Origin of the sequence: Halovalidus salilacus, from assembly GCF_031852275.1 — an archaeon.
Taxonomy (GTDB): domain Archaea; phylum Halobacteriota; class Halobacteria; order Halobacteriales; family Natrialbaceae; genus Halovalidus; species Halovalidus salilacus.
Window position 1 is genome coordinate 4,014,661 of the sequence record NZ_CP134700.1, and the last position, 15,800, is coordinate 4,030,460.

The window sequence follows — 15,800 nt, forward strand, 5'->3', positions numbered from 1 at the left end:
TACCCGATCTCGAGACCGACCGTCTTCTTGACTCACAGGGGACGAAGTGAAGGCCTCCTCCTGGAGGTACTCACCCAATCAGGAGTAGTCGCGATCGTACTCGGGCGCTTGGGGTTCGCTCAACGTCGCGACGGCTCCTCGTATTCGTCGTTGTTGCAGTGCGTTGTTCATATACTGCCAAGATACTCGATCGTCCGCTCGCAGTACTCCTCGAACGAGAGCGGCAGATCGATCAACTCCTTTGTCAGCCGCATGGCTCGCGCCGGTTGATCTAACAACTCGTCGACCAGCTCCTCGGCCACCTCGAGCGGGGTCGCGGTCCGCGAGGCCGTCTCGAAGATCCGGGCCGGGAACACCGACGTCGTGCTCATCGCTCGGTTTCGTCGCCGTGACTGCTGGCACGCCGTCTGGAATGTCGCTGGAAGGAAGGTTTTTATATATCGGCTTCAACCTACAACCCGTAGCATGCCCGACGAATTAGACCCATCAGTTCAGACAAACGAGGTAAACGCGGAGTTCAAGTATCCGTTCCACTGGGATCTCGACTTCTCCCTCAACATCGGCGAGGACAACCGGAAGTTCTTCGAAGCGATCGAGAACAAGAGAATTCTCGGAAAGAAGTGTCCCGAGTGTGGTGCGACGTTCGTCCCGCCGCAGGAGGTCTGCGTCGAGTGCTACGTCGAGACCGACGAGTGGGTCGAGGTCGAGCAGCGTGGTGTCGTCGAGAGTTACACGGCATGTTTCTTCGAGTTCGATAACCTGCCCGAGCCGCCCTACATCACCGCGGCCATCCGGGTGGCCGACTCGGACATCTGCATGCTGCACTTCATCGACGGCATTGAGTACGAGGACCACGAAGAGCTGTTCGAGAAACTCCACAAGGGCACCGAAGTGGAGCCAGTCTGGGCCAACGAGCGTGAGGGCCACATCAAGGACATCACGCACTGGCAACCGGTGGAGTGAGATGATCGAGGACACCGCGAGCAAACGCAGTCGAACCACCGAGACATATGAACGAGACCCAACGACTGGAGGGACGAATGGATGACTAGAGTAGCGATCGCCGGACACGGAACCTACGGGTTCGCGGGAGACACGAATGGGCAGTCCGACACGGAGATGGTGATCGAGGCGTCCATGGACGCACTCGAGTCCGCGGACGTAAGCCACGAGGAAGTCGACGCCATCATCTACACCGGCCAGGATGCGTACGACGGCTCCGCCATCAGCGACGGGCAGCGGGTGTCCGCCGCGGGCGGGTACCGGAAACCGTTCATGCGGATCCAGAACGGCGGCGGCACCGCGATTCACCAGGCGGTGGCGAAGATCCGCTCCGGAAAGGCGGACGTCGTCTCGATCGTCGCAGCCGATTCGGTGCGGGCGGACCCGCGAGTGCTCAGCTGGACGGCACACGAGGCGCTGTACCACCGACCGTTCGGGCAGAGCAACGACCAGTCGTTCGGCCTGCTGGCGACGGCCCACCAGGAGGAACGCGACGTCACCGCCGAGGAGTTCGCCAGGGTCGCGGCCAAGAACTACGAGGCGGCCGCGTCGAACGACGTCGCTCACCGGCAGAAGGCCTACTCGGTCGACGATGTCCTCAACGCCGATCCGGTGGTGGGACCACTCACTGAGTTGATGCTTCGGCCGAAGTCGTTCGGGGCCGCAGTATGCGTCCTTGTCAGCGAGGAGGTCGCCGAGGAGAAGGATAATGCCCGCTCCTGGATCACCGGGACTGGCCTCAGCACGGGCAAGTACTGGTACCGCGACATGAGTCAGCGGCTCGACCAGCCCACGCTGGTACAGGCGTCGTCGGCCGCGTTCGACGAGGCCGACGTCACCATCGACGACATCGACGCGGCCGAGATCGCCGCGTACTCACCGACACTCGAGCTGACGAGCTACGAGGCGCTGGGCCTCTGTGAGGAAGGTGAAGGCGTCTCGCTGGTCGAAGACGGCGTCACCGCACCGGACGGCTCGTTCCCGGTGAACCTCTCCGGCGGGCCCCTGGCGACGAGTCCGCCGAACGCGGGAGGAATCTACCGGGCGATCGCCGCCTCGCAAGTCATCGAAGGCGACCTGGGTAACGGCTCCGCCGACCGGGTCCTCCTGGCGGACAACGACATGCATCTGGGCGAACCGGGTCGTACCGATGCCGTCGTCGTCCTGGAGGGTGGTGCCGCATGAGCCGGGACGTCGCCGTGGTCGGGGTCGGTTACTCCGACCCCGAGAGCTTCACAGACTTCCGGCTCTCGACCCAGACGAAAGAGGAACAGGCGTTCACGGCTGTGAGCAACGCCCTAGAGCACGCCTCGGTCGAGGCCGACGACGTTGACGCGACGATGTTCTGCACCGTCGACGGCTTCGAGGGCACGTTCCGCGTCGAGCGGACCCTCGAGGTGCTCGGCCTGGGCAACGACATCCCGGTCCTGAGCATCAACACGGGCGGTACCGCCGGCGGGAGCGGCGTCAAGGTTGCCCACGAGTACGTCGCCTCGGGCAAGTACGACGTCGTCGTCGTCTACGGTTCGCCGTCGTTCGACTCGGTCGTCGAGGCCCAGCCCATTATGAATACGAACGCTGATCCGCAGTTCGAGCGCAACTTCGTTTCAGCGATCCAGATGGGCGCTCTGCCAAGCTCGGGCTACATGGAGATCTCGGGTGCGACCGAGGAGGACTTCGCGGAGGTCGCCGCGAAGAACTACCGGGCCGCTGCCCGCAACCCCTACGCGCACCGCAACGAGGAGCGGTCGGTCGAGGATATTCTCGACTCGCCGATGGTCTGCTGGCCGCTCCGCCGGGCGATGACCTGCCCGGTCTCTTCGGGTTCGGCGGCGATGGTCGTCGTGAGCGAGGACATCGCCACCGAGGTTCGGGACAATCCCGTCTGGATCGATGAGATCGACAGCACGAGCAACACATTCTGGACCGGCTACCGGACCTACGACTGGTTCCCGAAGCTGAAGGAACTGTCCGACCAGGTCTACGAGAACGCCGACATCGACGATCCGCTCGAGGAGTTCGACGTCGCCGAGACGTTCAACCCCTACATCCCGTTCGAGCTGATGGAGTACGAGGCGCTGGGCCTCTGCGAGAAGGGTGAGGCCAAACACCTCGTGCGTGACGGCGTTACCGACGCCGACGGCGACCTCCCGGTCAATATGTCCGGGGGCACCCTCTGTACGAACTCCGGAATCTGCGCGTCGCTCTCCCGTCACACTGAAGTCGTCTTACAGCTGATGGGCGAGGCCGGCGACCGCCAGGTTGAGGGCGCCGAGAAGGGGCTCTCTCACTCCTGGGGTGCCAACCTCGGCCAGTTCCACCAGATGGCGATCTTCTCGACAGAGCGGTAGTCGACCGATCGGGTTCGTTCTCGACGTGTTCGTTCTATCGCTTTTCCGTGTTGGTACTGGTGAGTCGAAGCGGACAAGGACGCCACATCAGCGGCGTCCGACACGAATGATTCCGCTTGATGTGTGTGGGTCGGAATCGGTCACAGCGGACCTGCTCCAACACGTTCGCTGGCGTGACGGTGTCACCTGTCCTCGCTGCCGTTCCGACCTAACGGTCAGAAACGGCAGCTATGGGCACTTTCAGCGGTATCTCTGTGAGATTGCAACCGCACGTTCAACGACAAAACGGGCCCGATATTCTCTCACTCGAAGATCGCACTCTGGCGGTCACCGACAGCATTAACGAGAGCAACCGGCCGGGCGAGGCGCTCACGGTCGAGTACGACATCACCGACTGGAACATGGTCGAGTCCGCCGTCAGCAAGGACCTCCAGATCCACGGCGCCAACAGCTACCAGCGCAAACACCCCGTCGAGTACCGCTACCGACTCGCCCGCGGCCGACGGCTGGCCGCCGGAACCGAGGAGATCCAGAAGAACACCATCGCGAGCCTCCTGAAGAAAGACGGCCGGTCCTCCCTGACCTGAGTCGCTCGACGCCTCCGTTTCACGCGACGGCTACCGACTCCGCCTGACTGCCGGGATCCCTTGTCGACTCCCGGATCGCCCGACGGCTCCACTCCGTTCGACGGTTTCAGGTCGTTCGTTGCCCGCCGTTCCGTGATCGACCCGGAACCACCGGGCGGTTCATTTGTCCGAGAGCCCGCTGTGCGATCCGAGCGGCGTCGAAACTCCCCGGACACCGGGTAGAACCCAAAGGCCGATAGCACGATCTTCCAGCCAATTTCGGTCGGGAGACCGCCGCCGAACCAAGTTTGTCAGGAGTAGTCGCGGTCGTACTCGGCTTCGCGCCGGTCGCCAAATGCGGCGATGGCCTCCTTGTGTTCCTCGTCGTTGACGCACTCCCACTGGTACTCGATCGCCCGCTCGCAGTACTCCTCGAACGAGAGCGAGGGGTTGATCAGCGCCTTCGTCTTCCGGACGGCGTGGGCGGGGTTGTCCAGCAGCTCGTCGACCAGTTCGTACGCGCCGTCGAGCGGCTCCTCGTCGACGTCGACGACGAGGCCGAGGTCGACAGCGTCGTCGGCGGTGATGTCCCGGCCGGTGAGTAGGTACTCGCGGGCCTTCGACTCGCCGATGAGTTTGGGCAGGAGCCAGGCCCCGCCGTCGCCGGGGACCAGGCCGACCTTCACGAAACCCTGTCGCAGTTTCACGTTGGGGTCGACCACGCGAAGGTCACAGCCAAGCGCGAAGTCACAGCCGGCGCCGATCGCGGGGCCGGCGACAGCCGCAACCGCGGGTATCTCGATCGAGCGGAGCTGGCGAACCACGTTCTGGGCTTTCCAGAGAAAGCCGGCGTAGGCCTCCTTCGAGCCATCGCTCCAGTCGGGCATCGATCGCACGTCGGCGCCGGCACAGAACGCGTCGCCGGCGCCCGTCAGGACGAGGGCGTAGACGCCCTCGTCCTCGTCGGCCCAGCGGATGGCGTCGTTCAGTTCCTCGAGCGTCGCCTCCCGGAACGCGTTCTTGACGTCCGGGCGGTCGATCGTCAGCGTCGCGACGCCCTCCTCGACGGCGTAATCGATGTCGTCGTACATCTTCAACCCTCCCACCGATTACCACCTGTGTTCCGAACGGAACGACTCGACGGACTCTCGTCTGCAGCGTTTCTCGCGGGACTCATGCGTGTAGGCATGCTGTTCCTATACGTGGATTGCGCGCCAGCAAAAGGGTTTTGTTCGGTGACCTCAGGCCCTCGCCTGAAGGGACGCTCGAGTCCGTAGATGGCTCAATCGAGGTCGAAGAGCCTGGCCGTGTTCTTGCCCAAGAGGGCGTCGATCTCGTCGTCGGTGAATCGCGGGCCGCTCTTCCGTTCGCCCAGCGCGCGGACGTTGTTGAGCCACTCTTCTTTGGGGTGCACCGGGTCGAACGCGGGGTCGTCGGTGCCCCACAGCATCCGGTCAGGCCCGACGGCGTCCATCAGGCGACGGACGGCGGTGGCGAATTCCTCCGGATGGTGTTTGGCCCGCTCCTGCCAGCCGCTGATGTCGATGTGGAGCCCGCAGTTGGGTTTGCTGTCGGCGATCGCGTAGAGGTCGCGCCACCAGCCGAAGGACATGTGGGCGGCGACGATGTCGAGGTCGGGGAAGTCGGCCAGCGCGCGGTCGAGGTGGTTCGGATGGGAGTATTCGCTGTACAGCGGTGCGAAGATCGGTCCAGTGTCGGTGAGGACCAGCTTGTCGTGGTCTTGGACGACCTCGAGGAGTTCGTACGTCTCCTCGTCGTGGAGGTAAAAGCCGGCCGTCGGGTGGAGCTTGAGCCCGTCCATGTCCCAGTCGCCGAGAGCGGTGTCGATGTGCTCGACGGCGTTTTCGCGTCGGGGATCGATTGTCGCGAGGACAGAGATGCGATCCGGGTTCTCGTTGCGGAAGTCGGCGATCCTTCGATTAACGTCTTCGATTGGCGTCTCGGGCTCGCCGAGTGCCAGCCCGAAGTCGACGCCAAAGACGACCTGGTGGTCGATACCTGCCTCGTCCATCCGCTGGAGCAGCTTCTCACCGGTCGGATCCCAGTAGGTCGGCAGGTACGACTCCCTGATACGCTCGGGGTCGACGGTCTTGCCCTTCTTCTCGTTCTGCCTGACCGCGATGTCGACGAAGGCGTCCCAGAACCGCTCGGGGAGCCAGTCTTCCGCCCAGAGGTGTGAGTGCACATCGATGATCGGTGCCATACCGCACGTTGTCGCGAGCGCACCGAATATCTTGCGGTCAGGCGCTTCGGCGGACCTCGGGGAGGACCCGGTGCGTTCTTCGCCCGAGGTCTGCGTCCGATTCGTCGACATCCTTTTAGGCCGATCGGTCGAATCCTGCGGTATCGCATGGCATCCGACGACTCGTACGCACGCCTCGCCGATCGTCTGGCGATACAGGATCTCCGATACCGGTACTGCTATCTGATCGACGATGTCGACCTCGACGTGCTTCCGGAGCTTTTCACCGAGGACGTCTCGCTCGATTATGGCGGGATGGGGACCTACGAAGGCCACGAGGGCGTCGCCGCCTTCGCCGACTTCGTCGAGTCCGAACTCGAGCGTACCACGCACCTGGTGACCAACTCGCTTATCGACGTCGACGGCGACCGCGCAACCGGCCGCCACTACGTCATCTCCTCGATCACCTACGCGGACGGGACCGGCGGCTGGCGGATCGGGCAGTATGTCGACGAGTACAGGTGCGTTGACGGTGAGTGGTTGATCAGCGACGGCCGGATGCGATTCACTCACTCGATGGACTACGACCCCGAGTCGGGGTGGCCGGACTTTACACCCCACCGCTGAGACGGTGGGCGGCGAGAGAACTCTGGCGCTGCTATCTACTGTTTTCGACAAAATCTCGCTCGGCCGGGCGCGGCGACGCCGACGGCGTCGTCACAGCTCGGACGGAGATCAGTCGTCGTCCCAGTCGTAGAAGCCCCGTCCGGTCTTGACGCCGTAGTCGCCTGCCCGGACCATCTTCTTAACGTTCTGCGGCGGCCGGTACACCTCGTGGCCGAGTTCGTCGGCGAGGTACTCGCCGACCTCGACTCGAACGTCCCAGCCGTTGTGGTCGCCCAGCTTCAACGGGCCGACAGGGAAGTTGTATCCCATCTCCATCGCCGTGTCGATGTCCTCGGCTGAGGCGACGCCCTCCTGAACCATCCGGGCGGCTTCCATCCCGAGGACAAGGCCGAGCCGCGACGTTGCGAAGCCGGGATAGTCCTCGACGAGGATTGACTCGCGGCCGACGTCCTCGGCGAATTCTTCGACGCGCTCGATCGTCTCCTCGCTCGTGTGGTGGCCGGTGATCACCTCGAGCAGCTTCATCTTCACCGGCGGGTTAAAGAAGTGCGTTCCAATCACACGCTCGGGATCCTCGGTGACGTTCGCGATCTCCGTGACCGACAGCGACGAAGTGTTCGTCCCGAGGACCACGTCAGAGTCGGTGTTGGCGTCGAGTTCCTCGAACACCGACTGCTTCAGGTCCATCTTCTCCGGGACGGCCTCGACGATGAACGTCGCATCGGCGGTCAACCGATCGATTTCCGTCGTTCCCTCGAGGAGGTCGAACGCCGCGTCGGCGTCGTCGATAATATCGCGCTCGGCGGCCTCGTCGAGCCCCTCTCGCACGTCGGCGAGACCGTCCTCCACGAGGTCATCCTCGATGTCACGAAGGACGACTTCGTGTCCGTTCTGTACCGCAAGCTGTGCAATTCCGCTGCCCATCGTACCGGCACCGACGATGCCGATGACACCTTCTGCCATATAGACCCAATATGCGATAATCGTAATAAGACTGGTGATCGTCCAACCGCCTGGAACGCCGGGTATGCATGCCGTCGCGAGTTGGTCGAGGCACGAGCACGTTGTGGGCCCGAGGTGGCGGTTCTCCGGTAGCTTGCCGGATCGTTCGTCTCGCCAGATCGACCGATCGTTTAATTAGGTGAACTTCGTATATGCGAACGAACCGCATGGATATCGACGAACTGGAAGGCCAACCGTTGCCCGACGGAACGTTCACCGTCGAGAGCTGGAAAGCATTCCTCTGGGCAGACGCCACGCGAAACGACGAGGACGCGTATCGCTACCCCGAGCAGGGCGAGGAACTCGGCGCCGACGGACAACTCGTCCCACCGTCGCTGTGTCAACATATCGCCTTCGAGGCGAGCGGCGGAATCGACGAGACGCTCGGACGTGTTAGCGATAATTGGGCGTCAGGCGCCGCACTGGGCGGTCTCCGCACGGACTTGTACATGCCGATCATCGTCAACGAACCGCTTCAGGTGAGCGGTGAGATCGCTTCGGTCGAGCAGAAGGACGGCTCTTCGGGGCAACTCAGCATCATCACGTTTGACTACGAGGTGACCGACAGCGCGGACGAACCAGTATACGACATGGAAGCGGATCTCATCTTACTGAGCCAATGACCGGAGAGACGCTCTCGGAAGGCGACGCCCTTCCACCAAGAACGATCGACGAGGTACAGGAATCGGACACGAAGCTACTAGCGGCGATCTTACAGGATCCGTACCCGCCACACTTCGATCCGAAACGTGCTGACGAACTGGGCTACCCCGACCTACTCCACCAGGGTCCGGCGAACCTTTCGTACCTCCTGCAGGCGGTGACGGCGGACCTCGAATCGCCTACGGACGTCCGATCGTTCGACGTCAGGTACGACGACATGGTATTCGTCGGACAGACCGTCAGGGCGACCGCGACGGTCGAGGAGACTCGCGTGGAGAACGGTGAGGGCGTCGTCACATTTGCCGTCGCTCTCGAGAACGACGAGGGCGACGTTGCCGTCGGCGGAACGGTGGAGGCGACCGTTCCGCTCGACCGGATCGACGCGGATTGATCCGGGCGGCCGGATCGAAATCGAACTGATCGCGCTCTTCACCGGTCGCTTCCTCGGATTCGACTCTCGACGAGCGTTGGTTATATGTATCATAGACGTATTTTATGACCTGATGGAGACATACGAGGACTACGACAGCTTCGACCTCGAATGGGAGGACCAGGAGGACTGGTTGTTGCCACGGGTGCTCGAGCACCAGGCCGAGGCGCGCGCCGACGAGACGTTCCTGCAATGGGAGACGACCGACCGTACCGTGACATTCGCCGAGACAAATCAGATCGTGAACCGACTCGCGAACGGACTCGAGGAGTGGGGCATCGAGAAGGGCGATCACGTCCTCATCATGGCCCCGAACTCCCTCGAGTACCTGTACATCTGGTTCGCCTTGAGCAAACTCGGGGCGGTTGAAGTGCCGGTCAACACGAGTTACAAGCGCGACACGCTGGCCCACGTCGCGAACATCTCCGAATCAACGTACGGGTTCTTCGCCGAGGAGTACGTCGAGCGCGTCGCAGAGATCGAAGACGACTTCGACCGCCTGGAGTCGATTGCGATCCTGAGCGACGACGGTGAACCGGAGACGGACATCGACGTCGATTTCGACGTCCGATCCTACGGGAGTCTCGAGTCCGACGACGAGTCGAATCCCGACGCGGATATCGCCTATCACGACGTCGCCTCGATCATCATGACCTCGGGGACGACGGGTCCCTCGAAGGCAATTCAGAAGACCTACTCCCACCAGTACTTCTTCGCCGAGCAGTGTGTGAACCTGACGCAACTCACCGACGACGACGTCTACATGACCGGAAACCCGCTCTTTCACAGCAACGGGCAGGTCCTCGTCGTCTTCCCGGCACTGATCGTCGGTGCAAAGCTCTGCCTGTTCGAAAAATTCAGTGCCTCCCGCTGGGTCGACCGCCTCCATGAGACCGGTGCGACCGTCTGTAACTTCCTCGGGTCGATGATGGACTTCGTCTACCAGCAACCCGAGCGAGAGATCGACGATCAGAACGACCTGCGCTGTCTGTTCGCCGCACCCACCGCGTACGGCATTCAGGAGGACTTCGAGGAGCGATACGGTATCGAATACACGACCGAGGTGATCGGCACGACCGAGACCTGCATGCCGGTCATGGCTCCCTACGGCGTCGAACGTCCCGAGGGCGCCGCCGGATTGCTTCTCTCGGAGTACTTCGACGTGCAGCTAGTCGACCCGGAGACCGACCAGCCCGTCGATATCGGTGAGATGGGGGAGTACGCGATTCGGCCGAAGATTCCGTGGATCATGACGCCCGGCTATCTCGGCATGCCCGAGAAGACCGTGGACGCGCTGCGAAACGGCTGGTTCCACACCGGAGATGGGCTGCGCCGCGACGAGGACGGCTGGTTCTACTTCGTCGATCGTATGGGTGACACGCTGCGCCGGCGCGGCGAGAATATCTCGACCTACGAGGTCGAACAGCCGATCCTCGACCACCCTGCGGTCGACGCCTGCGCCGTCGTCGGTGAGGACGCTCCCGAGGAAGGCGGCGAGGACGAGGTCAAAGCCTGGGTAGTCACCAAGGAGGATAAATCCGTAACGCCCCGGGAACTCATTGAGTGGTGTGATGACCGCATGCCGTACTTCATGATCCCGCGGTTCCTCGAATTCATCGACGAGTTGCCGACGACCGAGAACGAGAAGATCCAGAAGGCCAAGTTGCGCGAGTGGGGCAACTCCGCGGACACCTGGGATCGGATGGAGTCGGACGTCACCATCACCAAGAAATAGTCCGGCGCTCCCTTCGACGTTGACTCATGGGTATCTTCTCCTTCGCTGCTGGTCGCCGAGTGACCTCACGCACCCGTCCGAGCGTTTATATGGCCGGTCGACCAATCACATATCGACACCGACTCGTGATACCAATTCACCATCCCCGATCGGGTTCGATCGACCCCGTGTCACCCCAGTCATGACGCTGTACGACCTATACCCCGACGAGACGCTCGAACAGCTCCAAAACCAGCTCGACCGAATCGCGTCGATCGACCTCTATGAGGAGCACTATGCCGACGCCGACGTCGACCCGACGGCGGTCGAGTCCTGGGAGGATTTCCGTGATCTCCCTTTCACGACGACGGACGACCTGCTCACGGACCTCGAGGAGAACGGTCCTGAGGGATCGCTCCACGTCGAGGGTTCGATGATCTCGTTCACGCCGGCGAAAGACCAGCAACTGCCGGTATACGAGACGCCGTACGACCTCGAGCAGCTCAGTGTGATGCACGAGACCGTCTTCGAGCGCCTGGAAATCGAACCCGGCGACCGAGCGGTCATCGCGTTCGGGTACCACGGCTTCGGCACCGGGTTCCTGCTGCACCGCACGCTGGAGGAGTACGGCTGTGAGGTGATCCCTTCGGGACCGGGCGACTCCGAAGAGACTGCCCAGCTCATCGACGACTTCGACGTCGATGTGCTCTGGGGGAACCCGAGTTTCGCCCTCGAGATCGCCGAACACGGCGGTGATTCGCTCGACATATTCCTCGGCGGTGGTGAACCGTTTACCAGCATCCCGGGTCGGCGAGAGAAGGTCCACGAGGCTTTCGGTGACCTGGAGTGCGCGGTCGACGTCTTCGGCCTCCGCCAGGCCTGGCCAGTTTCACTCGAGTGCGCCGGTGAAGCAGGGCTCCACGTCGTCGACGACTACATGCTTGTCGAGATCATCGATCCGGAGACCGGTGAGGTCCTCGAACCGGGTGAACGCGGCGAGGTCGTCCTCACGCACCTCGATCGCGAGGGAACCCCACTCGTCCGCTACCGCACGGGCGACCTCAGTGTCCTCGACGAGTCCACTTGCGATCACTGCGGCGCGACCGTAACGATGCCCCGCGGCGTCTTCGGGCGTACCGACGAGCGCCACAAGGTGAAGGGTATCAAGCTCTACCCCGAGGGCGTCGCGCTCGTACTCGCCGGCTTCCCAGAACTCTCGATGAGTCACCGGATCGAGATCGACCGCGACGGCAACACCGACGAACTCACCGTCATTGTCGAAGGGGAAGCCGACCGGGAGGAACTCCGCGAAGCGCTCACCGGACAGCTACAGATCCAGCCCGACCACATCGAGTTCGTCGACGAACTCGAGGAAGGCCCGACAGTCGTCGACAACCGGTACTGAACGACGTGATCCACCTCACACACGGACGCTGAAACCGATGAAAAACGAACACCAAAACTGATGAAAACCGACGCGAAGCCGACCGTCACTCGTATCGATCCGAATCTGATCACAGCGGAGACGACCGTCCGTCACGTCGACGAACTCACGGACCGCGAACGTGATCATCTGATGGAGCTCCTCCACGAACACGTCCACGAGCCCGCCGATTCACTGGCGATCGGATCGCCGCCGGCGGAGATCGTCATTAAGTTCGACGACTACTACTACATCTCGACCACCGAATGACCGAGTCGAGACGGCCGCGTTCCGGTCGAAGCACTCCGACACCAATTCGTATCTCGTCGATCCCGACGTTCGGTGGAGAACCGAATTCGGCCGATCGACGTCGATCGGCCGGGGTTCCGTTCACGGACCTCACGCCATTGTCAGCCGTTACCGACCCCGAAACTCGGGGTCGCGATCGTCTTTGAACGCGGCCAGTCCCTCGATTACGTCGTCCGTCGACGTGAGCGCGCCGAACGCCTGAGCCTCCAGTTCTAGGCCGGCCTCGACGTTGTGGCGGCCGAGGTCCATCGCAGTCTTGGTGAACGCCTGGGCGACCGGGGCCTTCGCGGCGATCTCGTCGGCCAGTTCCACGGCGCGGTCGACGACCGCCGCATCGTCGTCGACCAGCTCGTTGACGAAGCCGTACTCAACCATGGTCTCGGCGTCGACGATCTCGGCGGTGAAGATGATCTTTTTCGCACGGCTTGCGCCGATCAACCACTGCAATCGCTGGGTACCGCCCCAGCCGGGCAACAGGCCGAGGTTGTGCTCAGGCTGTCCGAAGCCGCTGGACGCGCTTGCGACGCGAATGTCGGCGCAGGTCGCCAGTTCCATCCCGCCGCCCAGGCAGTGGCCGTCGATCGCCGCGACTACCGGCAGCGTCATCGACTCGAGGCGGCCGAAGACGCGCTGGCCCAACCGTGCCGTCTCGATCGTATCCGCCTGCGGAGCGTCGGTGTCGACGACCGCGTCGACCTGCGCACCTGCGGAGAACGCCCGGCCGCCCCGACCAGAAACGACCAGCGCGCGGGCGTCGCTCGCCTCAACGCGGTCGATCGCCGCGTCGAGTTCCTTGAGTACGGTCGGACTGATCGTGTTCAGCCGGTCGGGTCGGTCGATCACGATGTGGGCGACGCGGTCAGTCGGTCGTTCGATCGCGATCGTCTCGAAGTCCCCGCCGTCGCGGAACGTACCGACCGCCGCCCGCTCGCGGAGGTAGGCGGCTGGGGCATAGCGGGCGTGCCCGCTCGATGTCAGGGCGGTCTCGAGCACCGCTTTGAGCGTGTCGACACCGTAGCCGTCCGCGAGAGCGATCGGACCGATCGGGAAACCGCCGCCAAGTTCGACGGCCTGATCGATCGTGTCCGGGTCGGCGACGTCGCCGCCGACGAGCTTCGCAGCTTCGTTGGCCATGACCGCGGTGAGCCGGCGAGCGATAGACTTGTCGGCCGCCTCCGCCGGGTAGTCGGCGCCGTCGTCGTCGTAGTCGTAGAACCCCGTTCCCGACTTCTTGCCGACATCACCAGACTCGACCTGTTCGATCAGGAGCGGGCTCGGCTCGTAGGCGTCGCCGAGCACGTCGTGGAGGTGTTCGAGGACGTCAAGGATCACGTCCACGCCGATCTGGTCAGCGAGTTCGAACGGTCCCATCGGTAACCCGAGCTCTTCAGTCGTGCTGGCGTCCACCTCGTGGATCGTCGAATCGTCCTCGTGGACGAGCCACGTCGCCTCGTTTAACAGCGGGACGAGGATGCGGTTGACGACGAACCCCGGCTCGTCCTTCGAGACGAGCACGGGCGTCTTCCCGATGGACTCGACGAATTCGATCGCCGTCTGGCGGGTCTCCGTATCGGTCGCTTCGCCCATTATGACCTCGACGAGTTCCATCCGCACCGGCGGATTGAAAAAGTGCAGTCCGCAAACCTGCGTCGGCCGCTCGGTGTTGGCCGCGAGTTCGGTGATTGAGAGGCTCGAGGTGTTCGAAGCGAAGATCACCTCGTCCGGGGCGTGTCGCTCTAGTTCGGCGTACACTTCCTCCTTGATCTCCATTCGCTCCGGGACCGCCTCGATGACGAGGTCGGCGTCGGCGACGGCGGCGTCCATCTCGACGACCGGTTCGATGCGGTCGAGCGTCTCCTCGGCGACCGTCTTCTCGATGCGGCCGCTTTCGACGAGCTTCTTGAGGCTCCACTCGATCTGTTCGTAGCCCCGGTCAACGTACTTCCGTTCGACGTCGCGCAGCGTGACGTCGTAGCCGGCCATCGCAGTCACCTGGGCGATGCCGTGTCCCATACTCCCTGCGCCGAGAACACTGACGGTATCGATCGCTTTCGATGCCATATCCCCCCCCTTTCTCCGAACGTACGTCAATCTTCAGGGTTTGGCCTGGAAGTCGAGTGTCGCGACGTTGATCACCGGTTCAGTCGTCGGTGCCGTCGTTTGCGTCGCAGTCGCCTGCCGACCTCAGTTGTCGTCGATCGGTCGAAAATCGAATCCGGTGGGAGCGACACCCGCGGCGTCCGTCCACGCCACGCGATGGCCGTCGTCGTTCGGCTCGCTCAGGCGTGCTCGCGGAGGTACTCTTGGACCGACATGGTGTTTTCCCCCGCGTGGACGATTGTGGCGACGATGTCCTCCGGACTCACCTTTGGCATCTCGAAGTCCGGGCGATCGAAGACGGCGGAGACGGCCTCGAGGAGCGCATCGCGGTCGGAGACGTCGACACCGCGGATCGCGTCGTCGAGTAGCTGCGGTGCGCCGTTATTCGTCACCGTCGGGTGGGGCCGGACGAAGAAGTCGCCGGTGATGAGCGCATCCTCGATCGTGTCGCCGTCGAGGATTAGGCTGGCCTTGATGAGCTTGCGCGATTTGTACGCGGCGACGCCGACCGTGGCGTCGGCGGGCTGCTTACGGCACATCCGAGAGGTCGCCCTGCGGTTCACCCAGGTGTCGCTCTCGTAGAATGGTGTCGTTGCCTCGATGTAGTCTCGGACCGAATCCGGCGAGACCTCCTCGACCGCCGCCGGTTCGTCGAGGATCGCATCGACGTTCCGTTCGATGAGTTCCTCCAGGAATTCCGTCTTGCTCACCTCCTCACCGAACTGGTCGAACTGCTGCGAGAGCGGCTTCATCCGGCCGGTGACGGTCTTCTCGTCTTTGTCCTCGAACTTCTCCGGGGGAACTCGGACGGCGGCGTCGAGCACCTCGCCGACTCCCTCCGGCAGTTCGCCCCAGATGACGCTGACCGTGATCGCCCACAGGCCCGTCCCGTGGAACTGGACGGGGGCGTTGGCGACCGCCTTGAACTGCTTGTCGTCGATGACGTACTTGACGTCGCCGATGTGGTCGTAGACAGCGTTGACGCCGTACGCTTCGACGCCCTCGACGATCGCTTCGCCGCTCGTTCGCGACAGCGAGTCGAGCGAAATCTCTCGGTCGCCCGCGTCGAACCACAGCGTGAACAGCGCGATGCTCGGCCCGTAGACGCCGACGGAACCGCCGTACCCGTACCGCCGGCTGACGTGAAAGGCCATGTCTCTCGCGACGTCGGCTTTCATCATGTCGCCGTCCTCGTGTGCGCCGATACTGATCGATCCGGGCTCTTCCGGCCAGTCGAGGACCGCGACCGTCGGCTCGAACGTCCCTTCGTAATACTCCTCGGCCATCGCCTCGTCGAGCGCCGCCCAGTTACCGATAGTGGGCTCGTCGATGAATAGCTTCCTGACCATGACACAGATACGCTCACCGGCCGCAATAAACCTTCTTGTGCCCCATAGACAAACCATCCGG

Annotated in this window: 16 protein-coding genes and 1 pseudogene; 11 read left to right on the forward strand and 6 right to left on the reverse strand. The window is 63.1% G+C overall.

What is annotated here, in order from left to right; translation table 11 throughout:
* Positions 1–167: 167 nt before the first annotated feature.
* Entirely contained in the window at positions 168–371 is a 204-nt protein-coding gene (locus tag RJT68_RS19750) for a hypothetical protein (protein ID WP_407038226.1), read from the reverse strand.
* 94 nt (positions 372–465) lie between these two features.
* Between RJT68_RS19750 and RJT68_RS19755 the strand changes: the two genes are divergently transcribed.
* From RJT68_RS19755 to RJT68_RS19775, 5 genes and pseudogenes are all read left to right on the forward strand, one after another.
* Complete coding sequence (locus RJT68_RS19755) at positions 466–963, forward strand: Zn-ribbon domain-containing OB-fold protein (protein WP_407038227.1); 498 nt, start codon at positions 466–468, stop codon at positions 961–963.
* 81 nt (positions 964–1,044) lie between these two features.
* Positions 1,045–2,187: a thiolase family protein gene (locus RJT68_RS19760; protein ID WP_407038228.1), complete on the forward strand. Its 1,143-nt coding sequence runs from the start codon at positions 1,045–1,047 to the stop codon at positions 2,185–2,187.
* On the forward strand, positions 2,184–3,353 hold the full coding sequence (locus tag RJT68_RS19765; RefSeq protein WP_407038229.1) for a thiolase family protein: 1,170 nt from the start codon (positions 2,184–2,186) through the stop codon (positions 3,351–3,353). Before RJT68_RS19760 ends, RJT68_RS19765 begins: the two co-directional genes overlap by 4 nt.
* A gap of 106 nt (positions 3,354–3,459) precedes the next feature.
* Positions 3,460–3,674: pseudogene (locus RJT68_RS19770) on the forward strand (transposase); the annotation flags it as partial.
* Between the two features lie 80 nt (positions 3,675–3,754).
* Positions 3,755–3,940 (forward strand): acyl-CoA dehydrogenase family protein, encoded by a 186-nt coding sequence (locus RJT68_RS19775; RefSeq protein WP_407040416.1) that lies wholly within the window; start codon positions 3,755–3,757, stop codon positions 3,938–3,940.
* A gap of 290 nt (positions 3,941–4,230) precedes the next feature.
* Here the strand turns inward: RJT68_RS19775 and RJT68_RS19780 are convergent, their stop codons facing one another.
* Positions 4,231–5,010, reverse strand: a complete 780-nt coding sequence (locus RJT68_RS19780) for an enoyl-CoA hydratase/isomerase family protein (protein WP_407038230.1) — start codon at positions 5,008–5,010, stop codon at positions 4,231–4,233.
* Between the two features lie 191 nt (positions 5,011–5,201).
* A complete protein-coding gene (locus RJT68_RS19785; protein ID WP_407038231.1) occupies positions 5,202–6,143 on the reverse strand; it encodes an amidohydrolase family protein in 942 nt (313 codons plus the stop codon).
* Between the two features lie 147 nt (positions 6,144–6,290).
* On the opposite strand from RJT68_RS19785, the gene RJT68_RS19790 reads away from it, so the two are divergent.
* The gene (locus RJT68_RS19790) at positions 6,291–6,749 is read left to right on the forward strand and encodes a nuclear transport factor 2 family protein (RefSeq protein ID WP_407038232.1); all 459 of its coding nucleotides are present in this window, start codon (positions 6,291–6,293) and stop codon (positions 6,747–6,749) included.
* 108 nt (positions 6,750–6,857) lie between these two features.
* Here RJT68_RS19790 and RJT68_RS19795 read toward each other — a convergent pair whose 3' ends face one another.
* Entirely contained in the window at positions 6,858–7,712 is an 855-nt protein-coding gene (locus RJT68_RS19795; protein ID WP_407038233.1) for a 3-hydroxyacyl-CoA dehydrogenase family protein, read from the reverse strand.
* Between the two features lie 191 nt (positions 7,713–7,903).
* On the opposite strand from RJT68_RS19795, the gene RJT68_RS19800 reads away from it, so the two are divergent.
* Genes RJT68_RS19800 through RJT68_RS19820 form a run of 5 tightly spaced genes read left to right on the forward strand, consistent with a single transcriptional unit; the run spans position 7,904 to position 12,251 of the window.
* Positions 7,904–8,374, forward strand: a complete 471-nt coding sequence (locus RJT68_RS19800; protein ID WP_407038234.1) for an FAS1-like dehydratase domain-containing protein — start codon at positions 7,904–7,906, stop codon at positions 8,372–8,374.
* Positions 8,371–8,805 carry a MaoC family dehydratase gene (locus RJT68_RS19805; RefSeq protein ID WP_407038235.1) on the forward strand — a complete coding sequence of 145 codons (435 nt, stop codon included), beginning with the start codon at positions 8,371–8,373 and terminating at the stop codon, positions 8,803–8,805. Before RJT68_RS19800 ends, RJT68_RS19805 begins: the two co-directional genes overlap by 4 nt.
* On the forward strand, positions 8,747–10,579 hold the full coding sequence (locus tag RJT68_RS19810; protein ID WP_407038236.1) for an AMP-binding protein: 1,833 nt from the start codon (positions 8,747–8,749) through the stop codon (positions 10,577–10,579). The genes RJT68_RS19805 and RJT68_RS19810 overlap by 59 nt, the downstream gene beginning before the upstream one ends.
* Before the next feature lie 19 nt (positions 10,580–10,598).
* Complete coding sequence (locus RJT68_RS19815; protein ID WP_407038237.1) at positions 10,599–11,963, forward strand: phenylacetate--CoA ligase family protein; 1,365 nt, start codon at positions 10,599–10,601, stop codon at positions 11,961–11,963.
* A gap of 60 nt (positions 11,964–12,023) precedes the next feature.
* Positions 12,024–12,251 (forward strand): hypothetical protein, encoded by a 228-nt coding sequence (locus RJT68_RS19820; RefSeq protein WP_407038238.1) that lies wholly within the window; start codon positions 12,024–12,026, stop codon positions 12,249–12,251.
* A gap of 147 nt (positions 12,252–12,398) precedes the next feature.
* On the opposite strand, the gene RJT68_RS19825 is transcribed toward RJT68_RS19820, so the two are convergent.
* Both RJT68_RS19825 and RJT68_RS19830 read right to left on the reverse strand, forming a co-directional pair.
* Positions 12,399–14,351 (reverse strand): 3-hydroxyacyl-CoA dehydrogenase/enoyl-CoA hydratase family protein, encoded by a 1,953-nt coding sequence (locus tag RJT68_RS19825; RefSeq protein WP_407038239.1) that lies wholly within the window; start codon positions 14,349–14,351, stop codon positions 12,399–12,401.
* A 218-nt stretch (positions 14,352–14,569) separates the two neighbouring features.
* Positions 14,570–15,739: a hypothetical protein gene (locus RJT68_RS19830; protein WP_407038240.1), complete on the reverse strand. Its 1,170-nt coding sequence runs from the start codon at positions 15,737–15,739 to the stop codon at positions 14,570–14,572.
* Between the last annotated feature and the right edge of the window lie 61 nt (positions 15,740–15,800).

Coding starts and splice junctions, on each gene's coding strand:
- RJT68_RS19785 (WP_407038231.1), bottom strand. CDS start 6,143: ATGGCACCGATCATCGATGTGCACTCACACCTCTGGGCGGAAGACTGG.
- RJT68_RS19760 (WP_407038228.1), top strand. CDS start 1,045: ATGACTAGAGTAGCGATCGCCGGACACGGAACCTACGGGTTCGCGGGA.
- RJT68_RS19805 (WP_407038235.1), top strand. CDS start 8,371: ATGACCGGAGAGACGCTCTCGGAAGGCGACGCCCTTCCACCAAGAACG.
- RJT68_RS19750 (WP_407038226.1), bottom strand. CDS start 371: ATGAGCACGACGTCGGTGTTCCCGGCCCGGATCTTCGAGACGGCCTCG.
- RJT68_RS19775 (WP_407040416.1), top strand. CDS start 3,755: ATGGTCGAGTCCGCCGTCAGCAAGGACCTCCAGATCCACGGCGCCAAC.
- RJT68_RS19755 (WP_407038227.1), top strand. CDS start 466: ATGCCCGACGAATTAGACCCATCAGTTCAGACAAACGAGGTAAACGCG.
- RJT68_RS19790 (WP_407038232.1), top strand. CDS start 6,291: ATGGCATCCGACGACTCGTACGCACGCCTCGCCGATCGTCTGGCGATA.
- RJT68_RS19795 (WP_407038233.1), bottom strand. CDS start 7,712: ATGGCAGAAGGTGTCATCGGCATCGTCGGTGCCGGTACGATGGGCAGC.
- RJT68_RS19765 (WP_407038229.1), top strand. CDS start 2,184: ATGAGCCGGGACGTCGCCGTGGTCGGGGTCGGTTACTCCGACCCCGAG.
- RJT68_RS19830 (WP_407038240.1), bottom strand. CDS start 15,739: ATGGTCAGGAAGCTATTCATCGACGAGCCCACTATCGGTAACTGGGCG.
- RJT68_RS19780 (WP_407038230.1), bottom strand. CDS start 5,010: ATGTACGACGACATCGATTACGCCGTCGAGGAGGGCGTCGCGACGCTG.
- RJT68_RS19825 (WP_407038239.1), bottom strand. CDS start 14,351: ATGGCATCGAAAGCGATCGATACCGTCAGTGTTCTCGGCGCAGGGAGT.
- RJT68_RS19820 (WP_407038238.1), top strand. CDS start 12,024: ATGAAAACCGACGCGAAGCCGACCGTCACTCGTATCGATCCGAATCTG.
- RJT68_RS19800 (WP_407038234.1), top strand. CDS start 7,904: ATGCGAACGAACCGCATGGATATCGACGAACTGGAAGGCCAACCGTTG.